Origin of the sequence: Cohaesibacter sp. CAU 1516 (assembly GCF_005771485.1) — a bacterium.
In the GTDB taxonomy this organism is placed as follows: Bacteria; Pseudomonadota; Alphaproteobacteria; order Rhizobiales; family Cohaesibacteraceae; genus Cohaesibacter; species Cohaesibacter intestini.
The window spans coordinates 47,693-65,557 of sequence record NZ_VANT01000011.1 but is presented as its reverse complement, the minus strand read 5'-3'; the positions used below and the strand labels follow the sequence as shown (position 1 = coordinate 65,557).

Below are 17,865 nucleotides of genomic sequence, written 5' to 3'. Positions count from 1 at the left end.
GCTCAGACGCTCAAGATGCTCGGACAAACCGAATAAATTGCTTGGATTCATGCCATATCCCCCATGACTTCAGGGAATCATACGACAGCAAATATTGCGAGAGGTTTTTGCGGGTCTCCAGCTATATCAAAAAGATCAATATCGACAAAGAAGGGGAATCCACCGGCCTTGTCACCCGCTTCACCATCCGCAAGGAAACAAGTCCCGCAGGCTATCCGGTCTGCCTGCGTTGGCTCAGCCATGCAGACATCATCAAGATCATCGCCAATGCTTACCAGCTCGACGGACGTCCCAGAGAAGTACCCGAACGCGACGAGATCGCTAGCCATATCGCCCCTTTCCGCGAAAAGGCCGGGCAGGAAGTGGCCAATGGGCTGCGGCTGGAAGATGTCTGGGATCTGGAAGACTATTTCAAAAAGTATCTGCCCGATGCGCCTCTGACCGCCAAGCTTGATGCCTTCTGGAAGGCCGCAGGCGAGCTTTGCACCCGTTTGTCGATTGAGGATCTGGGTGACTTTTTCTCGATCCTGTGGGGCCGCGAACCGATCATCACCAAACTCTATCGCGATATGGTTACAGCGCTTGGCAGTCTGGACTTCCCCAAGGACGCTTTCGTGCCGCTCGATGCGATTGATGCCACCAATCCGGATATCACCAGCATCATCACCGTGGCTGGTTTGAGCGGTCTGTCCGATGGCACATCTGAACAGATCGAGGTGCGCAACAGAACGGGCAGCGCCGCCCGGTTGCCCCGCTCGACAGTGGCGGCTCTGACGGCGGAAATCTGGATCACCATCCGGGACAAGCCGTGGGATTTCTTTGATCACACCGACCTGCTCGACTTTCCCGGCTATCGCAGTCGCGGGCTGAAAGCGGCTGATTTCGAGGATGATGACGAGCCCGAAGGCAAGACCGGCATCGCCAAATATCTCGAACAGAATCCCGACAAGACCCTGCAAACCCTGATGCTGCGCGGCAAGGTGGAATATTTGTTCCAGCGCTATGTGGAGGAGCAGGAAATCACCTCGATGCTGCTCTGTGCCCAGCCGAACAATCTCGATGTCGACCAGTTGCCACAGGTGGTGGCCAAATGGATCACCGAGACCCATGGTCCAAAGCCGGAAGACCGGATCGGCAAGGCGGAATTGCTCTTTTTCGTCTTCACCAAATTCGATCTGCATTTCAAAAGAAAGACCAGCGACGCCTCCTTTGGCCTTGAAAACCGTCTGGAAGGGGCGATCGACAATCCGCTGATCCAGTCCTATGGCAACAGTGCAGACAGTTGGGTCAAAAACTGGACCCCGGGCCAGCCCTTCAACAATTGTTACCTGATGCGCAATCCGAACATCCTGAATGGCGAAATTTTCGATATTGAAGGGGATCGGGAAGCAGGCGTGCGCAGCTCGGAAGAGGCGTTCCTTGATGAGCTCAAATCCTCCTTTGCCGGAGTGCCATCCGCACGGGAGCATTTCAAGGATCCCGAACAGGCCTTTGATGAAATGATGCGGCTGAATGACGGCGGTGCGTCTTTCATTGCGCGCAATCTGGCACCGGTTTGCAATCCGGGCATCAAGGAAAAGCAGATCCGTTTCCGCCTCAAAAAGCTCAAGCAACGGCTTTATGAGCGCCTGTCGCCCTATCATGTCAGCTCGGACATGGATGCCCGTCTGGAGGCCCGCTTGAGCGTGGCGCAGATCGTCATTGATGAGCTGTATCTTTGCGACTCACTAGCCCGCTTTGGCTCCTTGTTGCGTGGATTCATGTTGCCAACGGCCAGTCTGTCCGACCGCCTGCATGAGGCAAGCTTCAACCAGACCACCGACGGCCACAAGGACAGCCCGACTGCGGCCCCTGCTGCCCCAGTCGCCGCTGCGCCGCGTGCCATCCGCAGCCGACCCAAACTCGGCTCCCAGCGTGCGGCCCCGGACGCATCCCCCACACAGAGCGCAGCAGCCTCCGTTTCCTCGACACGCAAGACTCGAGAACGGCTGGTTGCCGAGGCCGCAATTGCCGCCATGATCGACAATCTGTTCGAGCGGGCGGACAATGCGAGCTTTGCGACCTTTGTGCATGTCTCCAACGATTCCTTGCGCGAAGTGGCGCAGGAAATCCAGCAGGCGGCCCGCCGGGTGGCGTTGGTCGACACCCTCGAAGCGCAGCTCAAGCGGATTGCCTTTGTCGATGGGCGCGATGAGTTTCTCAACAAGGCGACCTTGGCCTCCGAGCGCATTCTCAATGGCTTCATTGCTGATCTCGGCCTGTCGATGCTGCCAGAGAAGGACCGGGTCATGGTCGAGACGGAAACCGAAAGTCGTCACGCCTTCCGCACCAAACCGATCACTTACAACGCGCTCGGGATCGGGCCTGAGGCTGCTCCCTTCGCCATCCATTATGTCGACGACTGGATCTGTGCCTTTGACCAGACCGTGCAGGACAATGCCAAAGGCGACAGCTTTGACATTGATCCGGCCCTGAATGCCAAGCTCGGCACCATCCTCCAGATCTTGTCCAACTGATCTCAGCGCAAAAGCCAACGGGAATATATCCACTATGACTTTCCTCACTGCTGAAAAAGACCATGGTCCGGGCCATGCATGGCTCTGTCTCGATCAGGAGGCTGCGCCCGACTGGCGGCTGGAAATCGAGCGCGAGGCCAGCAAAGACCTTTATCTGGGACCAAAGGGTTGGCAGGGCACACCTTTCGGCATCAAAGCTGTGGCGGCAAAAGGTGACCGCTTGCTGCTGGGGCCGGACATTGTCGACTATTTGCGTGATGGCGATCTGATCGTCCTGCGCATCCCCGAGGCCGCGATTGAGGTTGAGGATTACTGGCCGGATATTCCGATTTCGGGGCGCAGCAACAAGGGGGCAAGCCTTCTCGATCTGCCGTCGGAGCCAGAAGATGAAGGCCCCAAAGCGCCGTTCCAGCCGGAAGACCCGATCCCGCAACCACAGCCCGTCGCTCCGGTCATAACACCACCTCCCAGCAGAGGCTGGTTGACATGGGTCGCCATCGCCGCCGCCTTGGTCATCTGGTTCGGTATGGGGGCCATGGTCTGGCTTTATTCCGATGAACTGATGGCGCTGATCACCGGGGAACCCGAACAGACCGAAACCGTCGTGGATCAGCAACCGGCGAACGAGCCAACCGAGGAACCAACGCAGACCCCTGCCGAGGAGCCTATACAGGCTGAAAACACGACCGATGAGGCGACCCCGCCAGTGCAAGAAGCGGATGCTTCCACTGCGCCGGACACCGCATCTCCCGACACGCAAACAGCGCAAAATGATCAGCCTCCCGCCACGCAGTCACCGGCAGCGCCCGTGCACGACCGGGCCTATTGGCAAGACATGCTCGGCAACAGCCAATTGTCCGGTGAGGCCCTCTACGGCGCTTCGAGGGAAACGCGCGATGATGCCGAACTTGTCGACATCGCACAGGACTTCCTGCGCCTGTCTGCCGACAAGGGACACAAGCCTGCTCAACAGGAATATGCAGGCCTGTTTGACCCCACCAAGGATGCGGCTGTCGGCAGCATCAGCGCGGTCAAAAATCCTTCAACGGCACTTGAATATTACCGCCGTCTAAGCGAGGCGGGGGATGCGACCGCCAGCCGCAACATTGAGAGTCTCTGCGCGCATCTCAAGCCGACCTATTTCGAAAATGCCGAGGCGCGTATCGCCATCGACGACTATTGCAACTGATTATTGACCGATCCGGAGCGAGACAATGCATAGAGCAAAAAGCCTTTTCTCCAAATTGGCTCTGATGGCCGCCATCCTGCTGGCCACAGGGGTCAGTCTGCCAATGGGCCATGGGGTATCCAAAGCATATGCCCAGCAACAAGACCGTCAGGCCATGTTGATGCCCGGCAAAAAGACGCTGTTTCGGCGCATTGTCACCAAGCCCGGTGGCAAGCTCTACGCCAAACCGGGCCGGACTGCCCGGGTGATCAATCCAAAGGTGCCCGCTTTTGCCGTCTATTATGTCTATGGCGAGGAAAATGGCTTCACCGAGGTCGGTGTCAACAGCCATGGAGGGGCCAAGGGCTGGATCGAAACGGAGAAGGTCGTCGACTGGAAACAATCCATCGTCGTTGCCTTCAACAATCGGGCTGCTGCCGGGCGCGTGCGCCATGTCTTCTATGAGACAATTGACACACTCTCGGAAGAACTCGACGCCACGGCCAACCCGGAGGCTTTTGCCGACAGCGCCAATGCCATTGCGATGGAGCCGGAAAATGCCATCAATGACACCAGCAACTTCTACCTGCTGCCGATTCTCGACCATGAGAGCACCTACTTCCCGGACGACAATGAAGGCAATCTGCTTGAGGTCGCCTCAATCACCAAGCAACAACCCAAACGGGTCGAGCAGGATTTCCATGCCGGTATCGTCTTTGTCATCGATACCACCACCTCAATGCGCCCCTATATTCGCCAGACCAAGGAAGTGATCGAGCAGATCAGCGTCGAGATCGAAAATTCCGAGCTTTCCGGCAAGGTGTCCTTCGGGCTGGTTGGCTTTCGCCAGTCCGAAATGACCAATCCGGGCATCGGTTATCACGTCAAGGCCCTGCTGCCGTTGACCACCAATTCCAGTGTTGAGGATTTCCTCACTGCCATCGACCAGATGGATGTCGCCCGGGTGCCGACCCAAGGATTCCGTGAGGATTCCATCGGTGGCATCGCTTATGCCAAAAGCGCCTTCGACTGGAAGCCATATTCCGCCAAATACATCATCCTTGTCACCGATGCCGGTCCACGCGCCCCCGGCGAGGGCGACAATTATATCGATGCGCTCGATATTCCCGAACTGGCGGGCGACCTCGCCGATGATCAAATCCGTCTGCTGGTCATGCATCTGAAAACCGCCGCTGGCCACAAGGATCACCAATCTGCCGAGGCCCGTTACCGCACTGCCTCGCGCCTGGTGGGCTCGGTCAATGATCTCTATACCGACATCAGGGACGGCGATGTCGGGGCCTTTGGCGCATCGGTCGGCACCTTTGCGCAGAAGATCATTGCGACTTCCGAGGCGATCCGCGAAGACAAGGAAATTGCGGCCCCCGACGAGGCGGACAATTCGACCGAGGCCAATTTGCAGCGGGCGGCGCGCGCCTTCCAGCTGGAATTTCGCGGCAATCGTGAAGGAGACGAAGCCCCGACCTTCTACAAGGCCTGGACCATCGATCATGCCTTCGGGGCCTATGGCCGACAGGCGCTCGACATTCGCCTGATGCTGACCAAAAACCAGCTTTCGACCATGGCGGGCAACCTCGAGGCCATCGTCGAGCGGGCCAACCGCCCCGGCGGCATCATCGATGCCAATGCCTTCTTCCAGGACATTCAGGATCTGGCCTTGCAAGCCTCCAATGATCCCAATCAGGTCCGCGAGGAGCAAAAGCTGGGGGATGCCATCGCAGAGTATCTGGAAGACTTGCCCTACAAAAGCCAGACCACGGCCATGACCATGAGCGACTGGGTGACCTTGAGCGGGCCTGAGCAGCGCGACCTGATGAACAGTCTGGAATCAAAGCTGCGCTATTATCAGCGGGTGCATGACAATCCGGATAACTGGGTGGCTTTGCATCAGGATGCCGCCGCAGGGGAATATGTCACCACCATTTCGCTGGACCGCATGCCGTGATCAAACTGGAATTGTCCATGGCCCGCAAGCTGTTGAGCGACCCGGATCGCCGGTTTGAGCTGCGCATTCCCGCCTTCTCCGTCTCTGGCGGGGAAAAGGTGGCGATTGTCGGCCAGACCGGCTCGGGCAAGACAACGGCCATGGACATTCTGGCACTGGCCAGCCCGGTGGATCTCTGCGCCCATTTCACTTTGGATCTGGGCGGTGAGCCGATCGATCTGCGGCCAATGGCGCGCAACAGACGCAAAGCGGCGGCCCTGCGGGCGGCCCATTTCGGCTATGTGATGCAGAAAAGTCCGCTCTTCCCGTTCCTCTCGGTGTTGGAAAATATCACTCTGCAACAGAGACTGTCGAAAAAGCCCAATCCGGCCTTTATTGGCGAATTGCTCGATCGCCTCGGCATTGCCTCCATCGCATCCGCATTGCCGGGGGAGATTTCCCAAGGCCAGAAGCAGCGCACCGCCATCGCGCGCGCCCTTTGTCATCGCCCCAGCGTCATCCTCTGCGATGAGCCCACCGGCGCGCTTGACCCCGAAACCGCTTGGGATTGTCTGGAAGCCATCGACTGGGCAGCCAGACAGAGCCGGGCAGCCCTGATCATGATCACCCATGACTGGGCATTGGCCGAACGCGCGGGCTTTGATTTCTGCCACCTGAATACCAGCCGCCCCGCCCCGACCCATCTGATCGGTGAGTTGGAAGCTCGCCAGAAGCAACAGGGCAGGCGGCGCTCATGATTGCATTCGACCTTGCCTTGAAGAGTTTTCTCAGAACGCCGCGCCCCAACATTGCCGCAATGGTCGCCCTTGTCTCGGTGCTGCTGCCGATGCTGGTTTTGTGGTCCATGAAGGTCGGCTTCATCCAGTCGATGATGGATGAGTTGCGCTCCTCACCCGCCAGCCTCGAAATCCGGGTCAAGGGAGATTACAGCATCACCCCTGATATGCTGTCGCGGATTGCCAGCCTTGAAGGCGTTGGCTTTGCCATGCCGACGGCACGCTATCTGGCCAGCCGCGCCTTCGCCAGCGAGCCAACAGGGCGCAACCGCACCCCTGTCTCCCTTATGCCAACAGGCGTTGGTGACCCTCTGATCCCCGATGGCTTGGCATTGCAGCAAGAGGGCGACGCGATCCTCTCGTCGGGCCTTGCCGAGAAGATGGGACTGAAGGCTGGCGACGCCTTCCAGATTGCCAACAGCCGGCGCAATCAAAGCGAACATATGCGCATCCCGTTGACGGTGGTGGGGATTACCTCAATAGAAGGAATCTCAGGCAACTGGGTCTTTGTCGCGCCGTCGATCATCGCAGATGTCGAAGCCTTTTTGGATGGCTATGCGGTGCCCCGTCGTGGTGAGACAGGCCGGGACCCATTGACCCGTCCAAATGTCCATTCCGGCCTCAGGCTCTATGCGCGGGACATTGAGGCTGTGGTCGACCTCGCCGCCCAAATGCGCGGTCTGGCCTTCAGTGTTGAGAGCAACGCCCAGCGCATCGAAGCCATCCGTCGCCTTGACCGGATCCTCAGCTGGATCGTCATCGCCCTCGCCGTCATCCTCTTGATCGGCCTTGTTCTGTCGATCTGGTCCTTCATGGTGGTGCAGCTCGAGCGATTGAAGTCCCATATCGCCTTGCTGGGCCTGATGGGCCAGAAGCAGCCGGGCACTGGGCTTTATTTCATTTTTATCGGCCTGTTCAACGCCTTGGGTGGCCTGCTCGTCGCCAATGCCCTAGCGCTGGCTGCCATGGCGCTGGGCAATCAGCAATTCCGGTTGTTTCTCGATCGGCGCGGCGACATATTCGTGCTGCCGATGGATCATCTCGCCCTGCTGAATGGGGTGGTGCTCTGCCTTCAGTTGCTGCTTGCCTCCTTCATTGCTTTTCAATCATCCAAAATCAGACCGGGGGACCTGTTCCGTGATCAGTGATTTCAACAAATGCATCGCCATCGGTCTGATGGCCAGCTTGAGTGCCTTCTTGGCACCCGATATCGAGGCAAAGGCGCAAGAAACGTGGGATCCGAAATATTACAATCCCGCTGGCGGCGAGGATATGCTGTTCCTGCCCATTCCCTGTGGCGGCAAGATCGCATTGCGCAAAATCGTCACTGTGACCGAAGATCTGGACTCTGCCGCAGGTCCCTTGAGCGATCAGCGCGTCACCTTGGGGCGCGATGCCGGGCGGACCCGTGGCTATATTGAGGAAGATCACACCGATTATATTGCCGGTACGCTGAACGATGTGGTGGCCAATCAGCGCTACTATCTGATCGGCGCCTATGAAGTGACCCTTGGCCAGTATGAGGCGGTGACCAAGGGGCCGGATGCGTGCCCAAGGCGGATGTCCCGCAAGCTCAATCAACCCGTGACCAATGTCAGTTGGTATGATGCGGTTGATTTCACCCGCAAACTCAATGGCTGGCTCTATGGCAACGAAGAAAGCATGATGCCGCTGCTGGTCCAGATCGGCGCGGAAAATGGCTTCGTCCGCCTCCCCACCGAGGTGGAATGGGAATATGCGGCCCGTGGCGGCAGCAAGGTGTCTTCGGCCCAGCGCAATGAACCGCTCTTCTTTTCAGATGGCACCATGGATGATTATGCCTGGTACAATGGCGCGACATCGTCTGGTGGCAAACCCAAACTGATCGGCAAGAAGAAGCCGAACCCGGCGGGTCTCTATGACGTCTATGGCAATGCCGAAGAAATCGTTCTCGAACCCTTCCGTATGCGCCGACCAGATCGGGTCCATGGGGCGATTGGGGGTTATGTTACCCGTGGCGGCTCTTTCAAGGACCAGCCCGACCTGATCAATTCCGCCCGCCGCGACGAACATCCCTTCTTTTCCGCCGAGCTGAAAGGCGAGTTTAAACGCCGGTCCATGGGCTTTCGCATCATGGTCGGCACCTCCTCCATGCCGCGCGATGTGGATCAGGTGCCTCGCCTGGAATCCGCCTTTGAGGAAGCCCAGCGACAGGTGGAAGGCGACGCCAATGACCAGCCCTTGCAGCAAATGGCGGATATGGCCAGTCAGGTCGAGAATGAGGAATTACGGGCAAAAATCGATCAGCTGCAAAATCAGCTTCAGCAGGAATTCACCCGGCGCAATGCGCTCAAGGCGCGCAATCTGCGAGTGACCTTGTCCAGCGGTGGGCTGCAGGCGATGGAGGTCTATCTCAGTGCTCGGGCGATCAAGAGCCTGAAAGCAGGCTATCAGCAGGCCAAGGAAACCAAGATCGGCATGGATTTCTATCCCCCAAAAATCCGGGCCGAGTTTGGCCATTTCACACTGATCGAAGACGCCTATTTCGAAACCGTCGACACTTTGTCCGCTTATAGCGATGAGGAATTGGAGCGACAGGCAAGCATCGTCAAGCGTTCGCTTATGGAGCGTGGCGACGAAAACATGAAGCGCTTTGTCGAGCAGCTCCAGATTTCGATCCGCAAATTCAGGCAGCGACGCAACCGAAGCAACCTGCTGCATTTCATCAATCCGATCCCGGAGGAAAGCGGTCTGTGAGGCTCCTAATTCATTGATTTTTCTATTTCTACAAACAAGCGACCTTGAGGATATTGGGTATGGTTAAACTAAAATTCCGGATGCTGGCAACCATGCTGGCCCTTTCCGTGACGATTTCCGGCTGCATTGCCACCAAACAACCGAATGAGCATCTCACGCCGACAGAAATTGCCTTGCGTCAGAAACAGACCGAGCACAAGCGGGTCGTGCAGGGCGTGGCAACCGGCGCGCTGATCGGGGCTGCCGTTGGTGGTGGTCTTGGCCTCATTCTTTCGGGTGGCGACAAACGCTCGATGCTGCGTGGGGCTGGCCTTGGAGCCTTGGCCGGTGGTGTCATGGGCGGTGTGGATGCCAGCAAGGTCAACAAGGAAACCCGTGAAGTCTCGGCCGAGCAGGATGAACTGAAGTCGATCATCGCTGCGACTGAAAAGAGCATTGCCTATTATCGCAGCATGGCCAACATGACCGCCAAGCTGACGGCCAATGCCAACCAGCGGATCCCGCAGATGAATGCCAGCTATCAGGCGGGCACCCTCGATCGGGACACCTATCGCAATCAGATGCTCAGTGCGCGTGAGAATATGCGCATCATCAACGATCAGGTTGACAATGTTGATCGCGACATCAGCGATCTGGAGGCGGTCAAAAAGAACAAAAAGCTTAAGGTTGATGCACAGATCGCCAAGCTCAAAGCACAAAAGGCCGCGCTGACCAAGCAACGTGACGCCCTGCAAACCGCCTATTCCCGTGTGCCGGACGATCTCGACCTCGCCTTCAATTAGTCATTAACCAGATGGATGCGTGCCCGGTGGATGTCGGGCCGCTCCATAGATTTGGAGACAATTCCCAATGGCAAAGACCATCACATCGACAGCGATCACCGCTCTCTGCCTGTTGGCGGCGGCACCTCTGCTCTCCGCCTGCCAGAGCACCTGCACCGGGGACGCCCGCTATGACAATTACTGGTGCGCCAGAGGCAATCTGAAAAACGGCACCTATGCTGCCCAGACCAACCAATTGCGGATGATTGCCTATGACCGTCAGGCAGAACTGGCCCGTGCCAAGGCTCAGCTTGCCCAAAAGCGGGCCGAGCTGGAAGCAGCCCGGTCGGGAGGGGCCGATGACGCCCGGATCGCCAGCCTTGAAGCGGAAGTGAAGGCCTTGCAACAACAGATTCAGGCCATGATGCAGTAGGGGCGTAAGAAGCCGGTGTTTCGATCTCTCTCTCGTTCAGCTGTCAGCATCCTGTTGTGGTTGCTGCTTGTCTGCTTGCTGGTCTCGCTGGGCTATGTTGCCTTGAAGGCGTGCGGCATCCGGATTTTCGGTGTCGAAATTGCCTGGTGCTCGCGCGATCCGTTGCCCAATGTCGCCCGGATCAATGAACTCTATCGGCAAGTCCAGAGCCTTGAGCGATTGAAGGCGGAACCCGAATTCTGCCCGCCAGCAAGTTTCAGGGCGGCCCCGATGGATACGCATTCTGTCGTGGTTCCCCCAGTTGCTGGTTCCACATCGCCATCCGTTGCCGTGCCGCAAGCCCTCGCGCCTGTCGCACCCGGCATCCTAAAAGCGGCCCCGGCTCCAACAAGCCCTCTTGATGCCCAAAGTGCTGGTCCGGGGAGCGCACCCGCTGTCACCCCCGGCGCGACCAGTCCGGACACAGCACCGCCCAGCAGCACTATGCCCGGGATCGCAAAAGGCGAGGCCGATCCAACCAGTCCTGAGCTAGACCCGTCCAAGGCGGACAATGCAACCGCAGATCCAAAGGCCAAGGGTCCCGGCATGCCCTTGCCCAAGCCCGCCCCGCTGAATGGGGCCCCTCTTGACCCCGAAGCCAGCGCGCCTGGTGCCGCCACGCCGCCAGCTGCTCCGGGAACGCCCGGCGCTGGAAATCCGCCGCCGGGATCTCCACCTGCTACACCACCAGCCAGCCCACCAGCGTCTCCAAATGGTACGCCGCCGCCCGCGGGCACTCCGCCCGCCACGGCCCAAAAGCCGAATGGCAACAATCCATGCCCGGAAGGCAAACGGACCAATCCCTATATCGTGCTGGCCCTTGACCATTCTCGGAGCATGGCGCTGCCCCAGGACATGGATGATGCGTTGGCCACCCGTCTGGAAGGCTTGATGGAAAAGGGCGGCTCAGCAGGATGGAATGCACGCAGGCTCTATAACAGCTATGTCGAACAAAATGGCCGCAAGCGTCTGGATGTCCTGAAGGATTCGGTGGCGGCCCTGTCGCAGAAAATCGATCCGCAAATCGAGTTCGGGGTCGTCTCCTTTGCTGGCTGTGAAGGGGTTGTCGATATGGGCAACTATGATGCCAGCCGACGCGCACGTCTGGTGGACAAGGTGCGCGCGCTGGAAGCCAAACCCGCCACGCCAGCGGCCATTGCACTGAAGACGGCCATGAGCAAAGCGGCACAAAAGCCGGGTGGCCGCGTGATTTTCGTCAGCGATGGCAAGGATACCTGTGACGCGGACCCTTGTGCGGTCGCCAAGGCACAGACCGGTGTCCGGGTTGATGTTATCTCGATGGGTGGCGGTGATGTGCTGGCCTGCGTCGCGCAAGCGACGTCGGGCAATATCTATCAGGCGGGCTCCAACGGATCGCTTGAAGATCTGCTACTCGCATTGGGCAATCAGCAGGGGGCTCAAGCATGTCGATAAAATCGGCGTTGCGCCTGATTGCTGTCATTGGCCTTTGCGCAATGGGCACCCTGCTGCCTTCTGTGGCCAGTCAGGCCGAGATCCTCACGGCCAAGGAAAAAGCGGTCCGGCGTCTGTGTGGCACGCTTTCCCCTTCTGCTGTTTATGGGGCGGCAAGTCTTTCGATTGTTGATCCTTCGCTCAGGGCACAAATGCACGGTTCGGACAGGCAATTTACGGCCTTGATCCAATGCTCAAACGCCTTGGCCCAAGCGGCTTGCAGCAAGGATTACCAGCGGGTTTTTAGCCTGTTGCTCGATGAATTTACCGGGCTGTCTCTTGTCGATCAGGGGCCGCCGTCCAAGGCCACGATTGGCTGTGGTTTGGTGGCCGCCGCAGCAGGCTTCGCCAAGCAAGGCAAGTTAGGTGATGCCAAGGCTTGGGGACACAACGCAGCCAAGGCATGCAAGTATCTGGTCAAAGGGTGGAAAATTCTCTCCTGCGAAAGCCGGAGGCAGCGTGTCTACGACGTCTCTCGCCAGATGCGATGGCCTTTGAATTTTGAGCATGTTTACATGGTCACAGTCGACGCGATTGATGTGATTGAGGCGACGAATATGCCAAATGACACGCGTCAGCTCATGCATACCGAAATGGCAACCCGGCGCGCCTTGTTGGAAAAAGTGCTCCAAACCGATCAATAAGCAGGGGAACTATGCAAGGAGACAGCAAAACTGCCGCAAAGGGAGGACGTGGAGGATACGATTAAGCCTTTTCTCGGTTACAAAAAAGCGATAAACAACCCTGCTAGAGGCATCAAGGAGGCGGGGTTGCCGTCACTCAAGCCATTCAAGACAACGCCGACCGACGAAAAGGACAGGCATGACCGCCACAAGCTTGCGCGACAAATGGCACCGCTATTTCTCCAACCCTGAAACGTCCCGCTATCTCATTCATCGGCTGCTGTCGGAGAATTTTCGCGTCTATGCCAAACGCTATGCGTTTGCCTTCTTTTTCATGGGGTTGGTGGCAGCCAGCACGGCGCTGAGTGCCTGGATCATGCGCGACGTGATCAACGAAATCTTCGTGTCCAAGGATTTCGATCGCGTCGTCATGGTATCGCTTGTCGTAATGGCGATCTACATGACCAAAGGCTTTGCCACCTTCATGCAAACCACGACGATGGCCCGGATAGGCAACGCAATTGTCGCGGAAATGCAACGCAAGCTCTATCGCCACTTCATGGCCCAAGGGGCGGACTTTTTCGAAGACTATCCATCGAGTGAGCTGATCACCCGCATTGGCCACAATGCCGCGGCGGCCCGTGCCGTGATGGATTTGTTGGTCACCAGCTTTGGCCGCGATCTGTTGTCGTTGATCGGGCTGGTGGCGGTGATGGTCATCCAGAATCCAACCATGTCGCTGATCGCCTTCGTGATTGCGCCGATTGCCATTTTCGTGGTGGCCAAACTGATCAAAAGGGTGCGCTCGATAGCGAAGGATCAGTTTGTCTCGATGACCCAGACCACCAAGACCATGCAGGAAAGTGCTCAGGGGTTCCGCATCATCCGCACCTTTGGTCTGGCCGATATCATGGCCGGGCGGATGAATGAAGCCATTGAAGGGGTGGAGCGCCGCGCCAACAAGATCGCCAATCTCAGCGCCCGCACCAGTCCGCTGATGGAAACGCTCGGTGGCATCGCCTTTGCGCTGGTCATCCTCTATTGCGGCTGGCAGACCATTCTCGGGGGGCAGACGCCGGGCGAGTTTATCGCCTTCCTGACGGCCCTTCTGCTGGCCTATGACCCGGCCAAACGCTTGAGCCGCTTGCAGGTCAACCTTGAGAACCATCTTGTCGGCGTTCGATTGATGTATGAAGTCATCGATCGCCCAACCCGCTTGGTGGAAAAGCCCGATGCCAAACCGTTGGGCGTGTCAGAGGGCAAGGTCAAATTTGACCATGTCGCCTTTTCCTATGGAAAGGACAAGGCGGTCATTTCCGATCTCTCCCTGACGCTGGAAGGCAGCAAGACGACCGCCTTGGTTGGTCCGTCTGGCGGCGGCAAGTCGACCATTATGGCCCTTGTCCAGCGTTTCCATGATGTGACGGGCGGCGCAGTGCGCATTGATGGCACCGATATTCGCGACTGCACACTTGCCTCGCTCAATGACCATATCGCCTTGGTGACGCAGGATACGGTGCTTTTCTCTGGCACCATCCGTGACAATATCCGATTTGGTCGCCTTGATGCGACCGATGCGGAGATCGAACAGGCCGCGAAAAATGCCTTCGCCCATGACTTCATCATGGCATTGCCCGATGGCTATGAGACCTCGGTCAGTGAAAATGCCAGCAACTTTTCCGGCGGCCAGAAGCAGCGTATCGCCATCGCCCGTGCGATGGTCAAGAATGCCCAGATCGTCCTGCTCGATGAGGCAACGTCAGCGCTCGACAGTGAATCCGAAGCCAAGGTGCAGGCGGCCTTTGACCGACTGAGCGAAGGCCGGACAACGCTGGTGATTGCCCATCGCCTGTCAACCATCCGCAATGCCCACAAGATTTGTGTCATCAAGGATGGTGAGTTGGTGGAGGAAGGCAGCCATGCCGATCTCCATGCCAAGGGCGGGCTCTATGCCAACCTTGTCAAACTGCAGATCGAGAAGTGATCTTGGAATGGTCGAATTGAGCCAGAGAAGGGATGCTGATTGACCCGCGGACGCCTTTTCAGTCGAAAGAAAGAGCTGCCGCCCATCATCAGGCTGCATCATCCGACCGGGCCGATTGACGTCCGGCTGCGGTTCAATCCGCGTGCCAAACGTCTGATCCTGCGCCTTGACACCCGAACCGGCGAGCCAATTGCCACATGCCCTGCAAATATCAGTGCCGAGAAGGTCGGTCAATTCTTGCAAGGCCATGTGGACTGGCTGGTAGAGAAGTGCAACGACCGCCAGCCCAACATGCCGTTCGAGCATGGGGCCGTGATCCCGGTTCGGGCCATTCCCCATACTCTCGAGCATGAAGATGAAGCCCGTGGCACCGTGAAACTGTTGGAAGAGGATGGCGGGCATATTTTGCTGGTGAGCGGCAACGAATCCCACATGAATCGCCGGGTGACCGACTGGCTGAAAAAACAGGCCCGTCAGGATCTCACCGCTTCGGTTGCTATCCATGCCGAAAAACTCGGACGGCGTCCATCAGCCATCCGCATCAAGGACACCACCAGCCGTTGGGGGTCCTGCAGCGCCGACCGGGTGCTGTCCTTTAGCTGGCGCATCATCATGGCCCCGCCCCATGTGCTCGATTATCTCGCCGCCCATGAGGTGGCGCACTTGCGCGAAATGAACCATTCAGACCGCTTCTGGGCCCATGTGGCCGATCTCTGCCCCGCTTTCGAAGTTGGACGGAAATGGCTGCGCGACCATGGCCGCGATCTGCATCGCTATGGGGTTGAAGACTAAACCGGTGCCCTAGTCGCCAAATATGCGCGAGAACAAACTCTTGCGCTCGCGCGGCAAAGGCGGTGCCAATGTCTCGCCCGGAGGCAACAGATCGGGGTTGACCCAAGGATTTTTCTCTCCTCCGGCAACCCGCCTTGTCTCTGCCAGCTGTTTGACGCTGACCCCTGGCAGGGCGGCAATGGTCATGCCATTATGTGCCCCGGCCATATAGGCATGCCACGTCGAGGCGGGCAGATTGCCGCCAGAGGCACGCTTGGTCGGATGGCCATCATCATTGCCGAACCAGACCGCCGTGACAAGATTGGCCGTATAGCCGACGAACCAGGCATCGCGGTAATTCTGAGAGGTGCCGGTTTTGCCACCAGCGGGTCGTCCCGGCAAAAGGGCCTTCTTGCCCGTACCGGAAATCAGCGTTTCCTGCATCATCGAATTCATCAAAGATAGCGTATTGGGCTCGATCACCTGCGTGCCCGGCTGGTTGCCATGGGTGTAGAGCACCTGACCATCCTTGCTGAGAATCCGGCGGATGATAAAGGGATCCACCCGCGCTCCACCATTGGCAAAGGGCATATAAGCGCCAGCCATTTCCAGCACCGAGACTTCCGAAGTGCCCAGTGCGATGGAGAGATGATTGGCCAGATCAGACTTGATGCCCAGCCTATGCGCGGTCTGGATGACCTGTTTCGGTCCCACCTCGAAGGTCAGCTGGGCTGCGACCGTGTTCAGGGACATCGCCAAGGCCTTTCTCAAGGTGACCTGACCCATATATTTCTTGGAGTAGTTTTTCGGCTCCCAGCCCCGATAGCTGACCGGCTCATCGACCCGCATGCTTTCGGGGCGATTGCCCAGTTCCAGCGAGGACAGATAGACAAATGGCTTGAAGGCACTGCCCGGTTGCCGCTTGGCTTTTACCGCACGGTTGAACTGGCTCTCCCGGTAGGATTTCCCACCCACCAGCGCCCGGATTTCGCCGAAGGGTGACGCCGACACCAGAGCGCCCTGCTCAACCCCATATTTCTTGCCAGACGCATCGATCGCATTGGAAATCGCTTTTTCTGCAAGGGTCTGCATCCGCAAATCAATCGTCGTCTCCACGATCAGGTCCTGTTTGATCTCGCCAACCAGATCCGGCACCTGCTCCATTACCCAGTCGGAAATGTAATTGAGCGAGCTGGCCTTGTGGCGCTCGACCGCATTGATTTTCTGGGTGAGGGCGAGCTTGTGCTCTTCAGCCGTGATGAAGCCTTCGCGCTCCATGGCTGCCAGCACCAGCTTGGCCCGTTCCTTGGCCGCCTTTGGGTTGCGGTTTGGTGCCAGACGGGAGGGGGCTTTGAGAAGGCCTGCAATGGTGGCCGCTTCCGACAGGGTCAGCATGGAGGCAGGCTTGTTGTAATAGGTGCGCGCAGCCGCATCGACCCCGGTCGCACCGGCGCCCAGATAGACCCGGTTGAGATACATTTCGAGGATTTCCTGCTTGGAGAATTTGGCCTCCAGCCAGATCGCCAATATCAGCTCCTGCACCTTGCGCTCGATGGTCCGCTTATGCTCGAGAAAAAGGTTCTTCGCCAGCTGTTGGGTCAGGGTCGAGCCACCTTGCGACAATCGTCCGCGCACCACATTGGTCACCATCGCACGGGTAAAGCCAACCGGATCAAAACCGAAATGGGAATAGAAACGGTGATCCTCAATCGCCACCACCGCATCCATCAGGTATGGCGGCAGTGATGACAGGCGCACCCTCTGCCCACCGGTCTCGCCGCGATTGCCAATGACGCCGCCATCAAGCGACACGATCTGAATGTTTGGGGGGCGATCCGGTATGCGCCAAGCGGTCGATTGCGGCAACTGCGCCCCGTAATAAAGCAATATGCCACCGGCCACGATCGAGCCCCACAGGCCAAGGATGACCAGCCAGTAGGTGACGTCCCGTGCCACGCGGAACAAAAAGCCGAGGACGCCGCGCCGTGGTGCCCGTCGTTTGGCACGCGCCGCTGGCTTGCGACCATTGCCCGCGCCACCCCGTGCGCCACCATTCCCGCCTTTTGCGGATGCTGCCGGTCGTTTGCGTCCAGCCCCTTCCTTGCGCCCAGCATCCTCTTTGCGGGTAGCCTTCTTGGTCGGGCGCTTGCGCTGCGCTCCGGGATGACTGCGATCATCTTCCGTCAAGCGGATGTCATTTGGCCGGGATGCTTTGGGTCGGGCTCTGTTGGGCCGCGTTTCGTTTGGCATGTCGGCAGGGCCGGGAGGTCTTTTCCGAGGCATATTGGCTTACAATGTCCACGTTTCAGAGCAGTCGACAAGGCGGAGTGACTTGTCTTGGTTATGGTTGGGCATGGTCTATGCGCCCGGATTGAGGCAAATTCGTGGGAAAGACGCCATTTGCCCCTCCAGATGGCATGATTCGGGCCCCAGTCTAGCGACCGGATGGCAAATAGCCTGTTAATGCTGTGTGTCGCCTTGGCACACCCGACAGACTGACCAACACCGAAAAAAACAGGCCAAAGATCCCGTAAAGTCCCGCCGTTCACAATCAGTTGAAAGCTATTTAAGTGTTAAATTTCAATAGGTTGATTGTTAAGTTAACGTTAACCGCAACTA

General features: G+C 58.1%; 13 protein-coding genes. 12 read left to right on the top strand and 1 reads right to left on the bottom strand.

Features of this window, described 5'->3' with window-relative positions:
* The first annotated feature begins 107 nt into the window (after nucleotides 1–107).
* The 12 genes from FDK21_RS18990 (at nucleotide 108) to FDK21_RS18935 (ending at nucleotide 15,267) form a co-directional block, all read left to right on the top strand.
* Nucleotides 108–2,516, top strand: coding sequence for a virulence factor SrfC family protein (locus FDK21_RS18990; protein WP_171022158.1), 2,409 nt, complete (start codon nucleotides 108–110; stop codon nucleotides 2,514–2,516).
* 34 nt (nucleotides 2,517–2,550) lie between these two features.
* Nucleotides 2,551–3,705, top strand: coding sequence for a hypothetical protein (locus tag FDK21_RS18985; protein WP_138150469.1), 1,155 nt, complete (start codon nucleotides 2,551–2,553; stop codon nucleotides 3,703–3,705).
* A gap of 25 nt (nucleotides 3,706–3,730) precedes the next feature.
* Nucleotides 3,731–5,650, top strand: coding sequence for a vWA domain-containing protein (locus FDK21_RS18980; RefSeq protein WP_138150468.1), 1,920 nt, complete (start codon nucleotides 3,731–3,733; stop codon nucleotides 5,648–5,650).
* The gene (locus FDK21_RS18975) at nucleotides 5,647–6,387 is read left to right on the top strand and encodes an ABC transporter ATP-binding protein (protein WP_138150467.1); all 741 of its coding nucleotides are present in this window, start codon (nucleotides 5,647–5,649) and stop codon (nucleotides 6,385–6,387) included. Before FDK21_RS18980 ends, FDK21_RS18975 begins: the two co-directional genes overlap by 4 nt.
* A complete protein-coding gene (locus FDK21_RS18970) occupies nucleotides 6,384–7,574 on the top strand; it encodes a hypothetical protein (protein WP_138150466.1) in 1,191 nt (396 codons plus the stop codon). The genes FDK21_RS18975 and FDK21_RS18970 overlap by 4 nt, the downstream gene beginning before the upstream one ends.
* Entirely contained in the window at nucleotides 7,564–9,162 is a 1,599-nt protein-coding gene (locus FDK21_RS18965) for an SUMF1/EgtB/PvdO family nonheme iron enzyme (protein WP_171022157.1), read from the top strand. Before FDK21_RS18970 ends, FDK21_RS18965 begins: the two co-directional genes overlap by 11 nt.
* 59 nt (nucleotides 9,163–9,221) lie before the next feature.
* Complete coding sequence (locus tag FDK21_RS18960; RefSeq protein WP_138150464.1) at nucleotides 9,222–9,944, top strand: hypothetical protein; 723 nt, start codon at nucleotides 9,222–9,224, stop codon at nucleotides 9,942–9,944.
* A gap of 67 nt (nucleotides 9,945–10,011) precedes the next feature.
* Nucleotides 10,012–10,356 carry a hypothetical protein gene (locus FDK21_RS18955; protein ID WP_114007989.1) on the top strand — a complete coding sequence of 115 codons (345 nt, stop codon included), beginning with the start codon at nucleotides 10,012–10,014 and terminating at the stop codon, nucleotides 10,354–10,356.
* A 15-nt stretch (nucleotides 10,357–10,371) separates the two neighbouring features.
* A complete protein-coding gene (locus FDK21_RS18950; RefSeq protein WP_138150463.1) occupies nucleotides 10,372–11,829 on the top strand; it encodes a hypothetical protein in 1,458 nt (485 codons plus the stop codon).
* Nucleotides 11,820–12,512: a hypothetical protein gene (locus FDK21_RS18945; RefSeq protein WP_138150462.1), complete on the top strand. Its 693-nt coding sequence runs from the start codon at nucleotides 11,820–11,822 to the stop codon at nucleotides 12,510–12,512. The genes FDK21_RS18950 and FDK21_RS18945 overlap by 10 nt, the downstream gene beginning before the upstream one ends.
* Before the next feature lie 178 nt (nucleotides 12,513–12,690).
* Nucleotides 12,691–14,475, top strand: a complete 1,785-nt coding sequence (locus FDK21_RS18940) for an ABC transporter ATP-binding protein (protein ID WP_138150461.1) — start codon at nucleotides 12,691–12,693, stop codon at nucleotides 14,473–14,475.
* Between the two features lie 39 nt (nucleotides 14,476–14,514).
* The gene (locus FDK21_RS18935; protein ID WP_138150460.1) at nucleotides 14,515–15,267 is read left to right on the top strand and encodes a SprT family zinc-dependent metalloprotease; all 753 of its coding nucleotides are present in this window, start codon (nucleotides 14,515–14,517) and stop codon (nucleotides 15,265–15,267) included.
* A 9-nt stretch (nucleotides 15,268–15,276) separates the two neighbouring features.
* On the opposite strand, the gene FDK21_RS18930 is transcribed toward FDK21_RS18935, so the two are convergent.
* Nucleotides 15,277–17,433, bottom strand: coding sequence for a transglycosylase domain-containing protein (locus FDK21_RS18930; RefSeq protein ID WP_171022156.1), 2,157 nt, complete (start codon nucleotides 17,431–17,433; stop codon nucleotides 15,277–15,279).
* Nucleotides 17,434–17,865 lie beyond the last annotated feature (432 nt).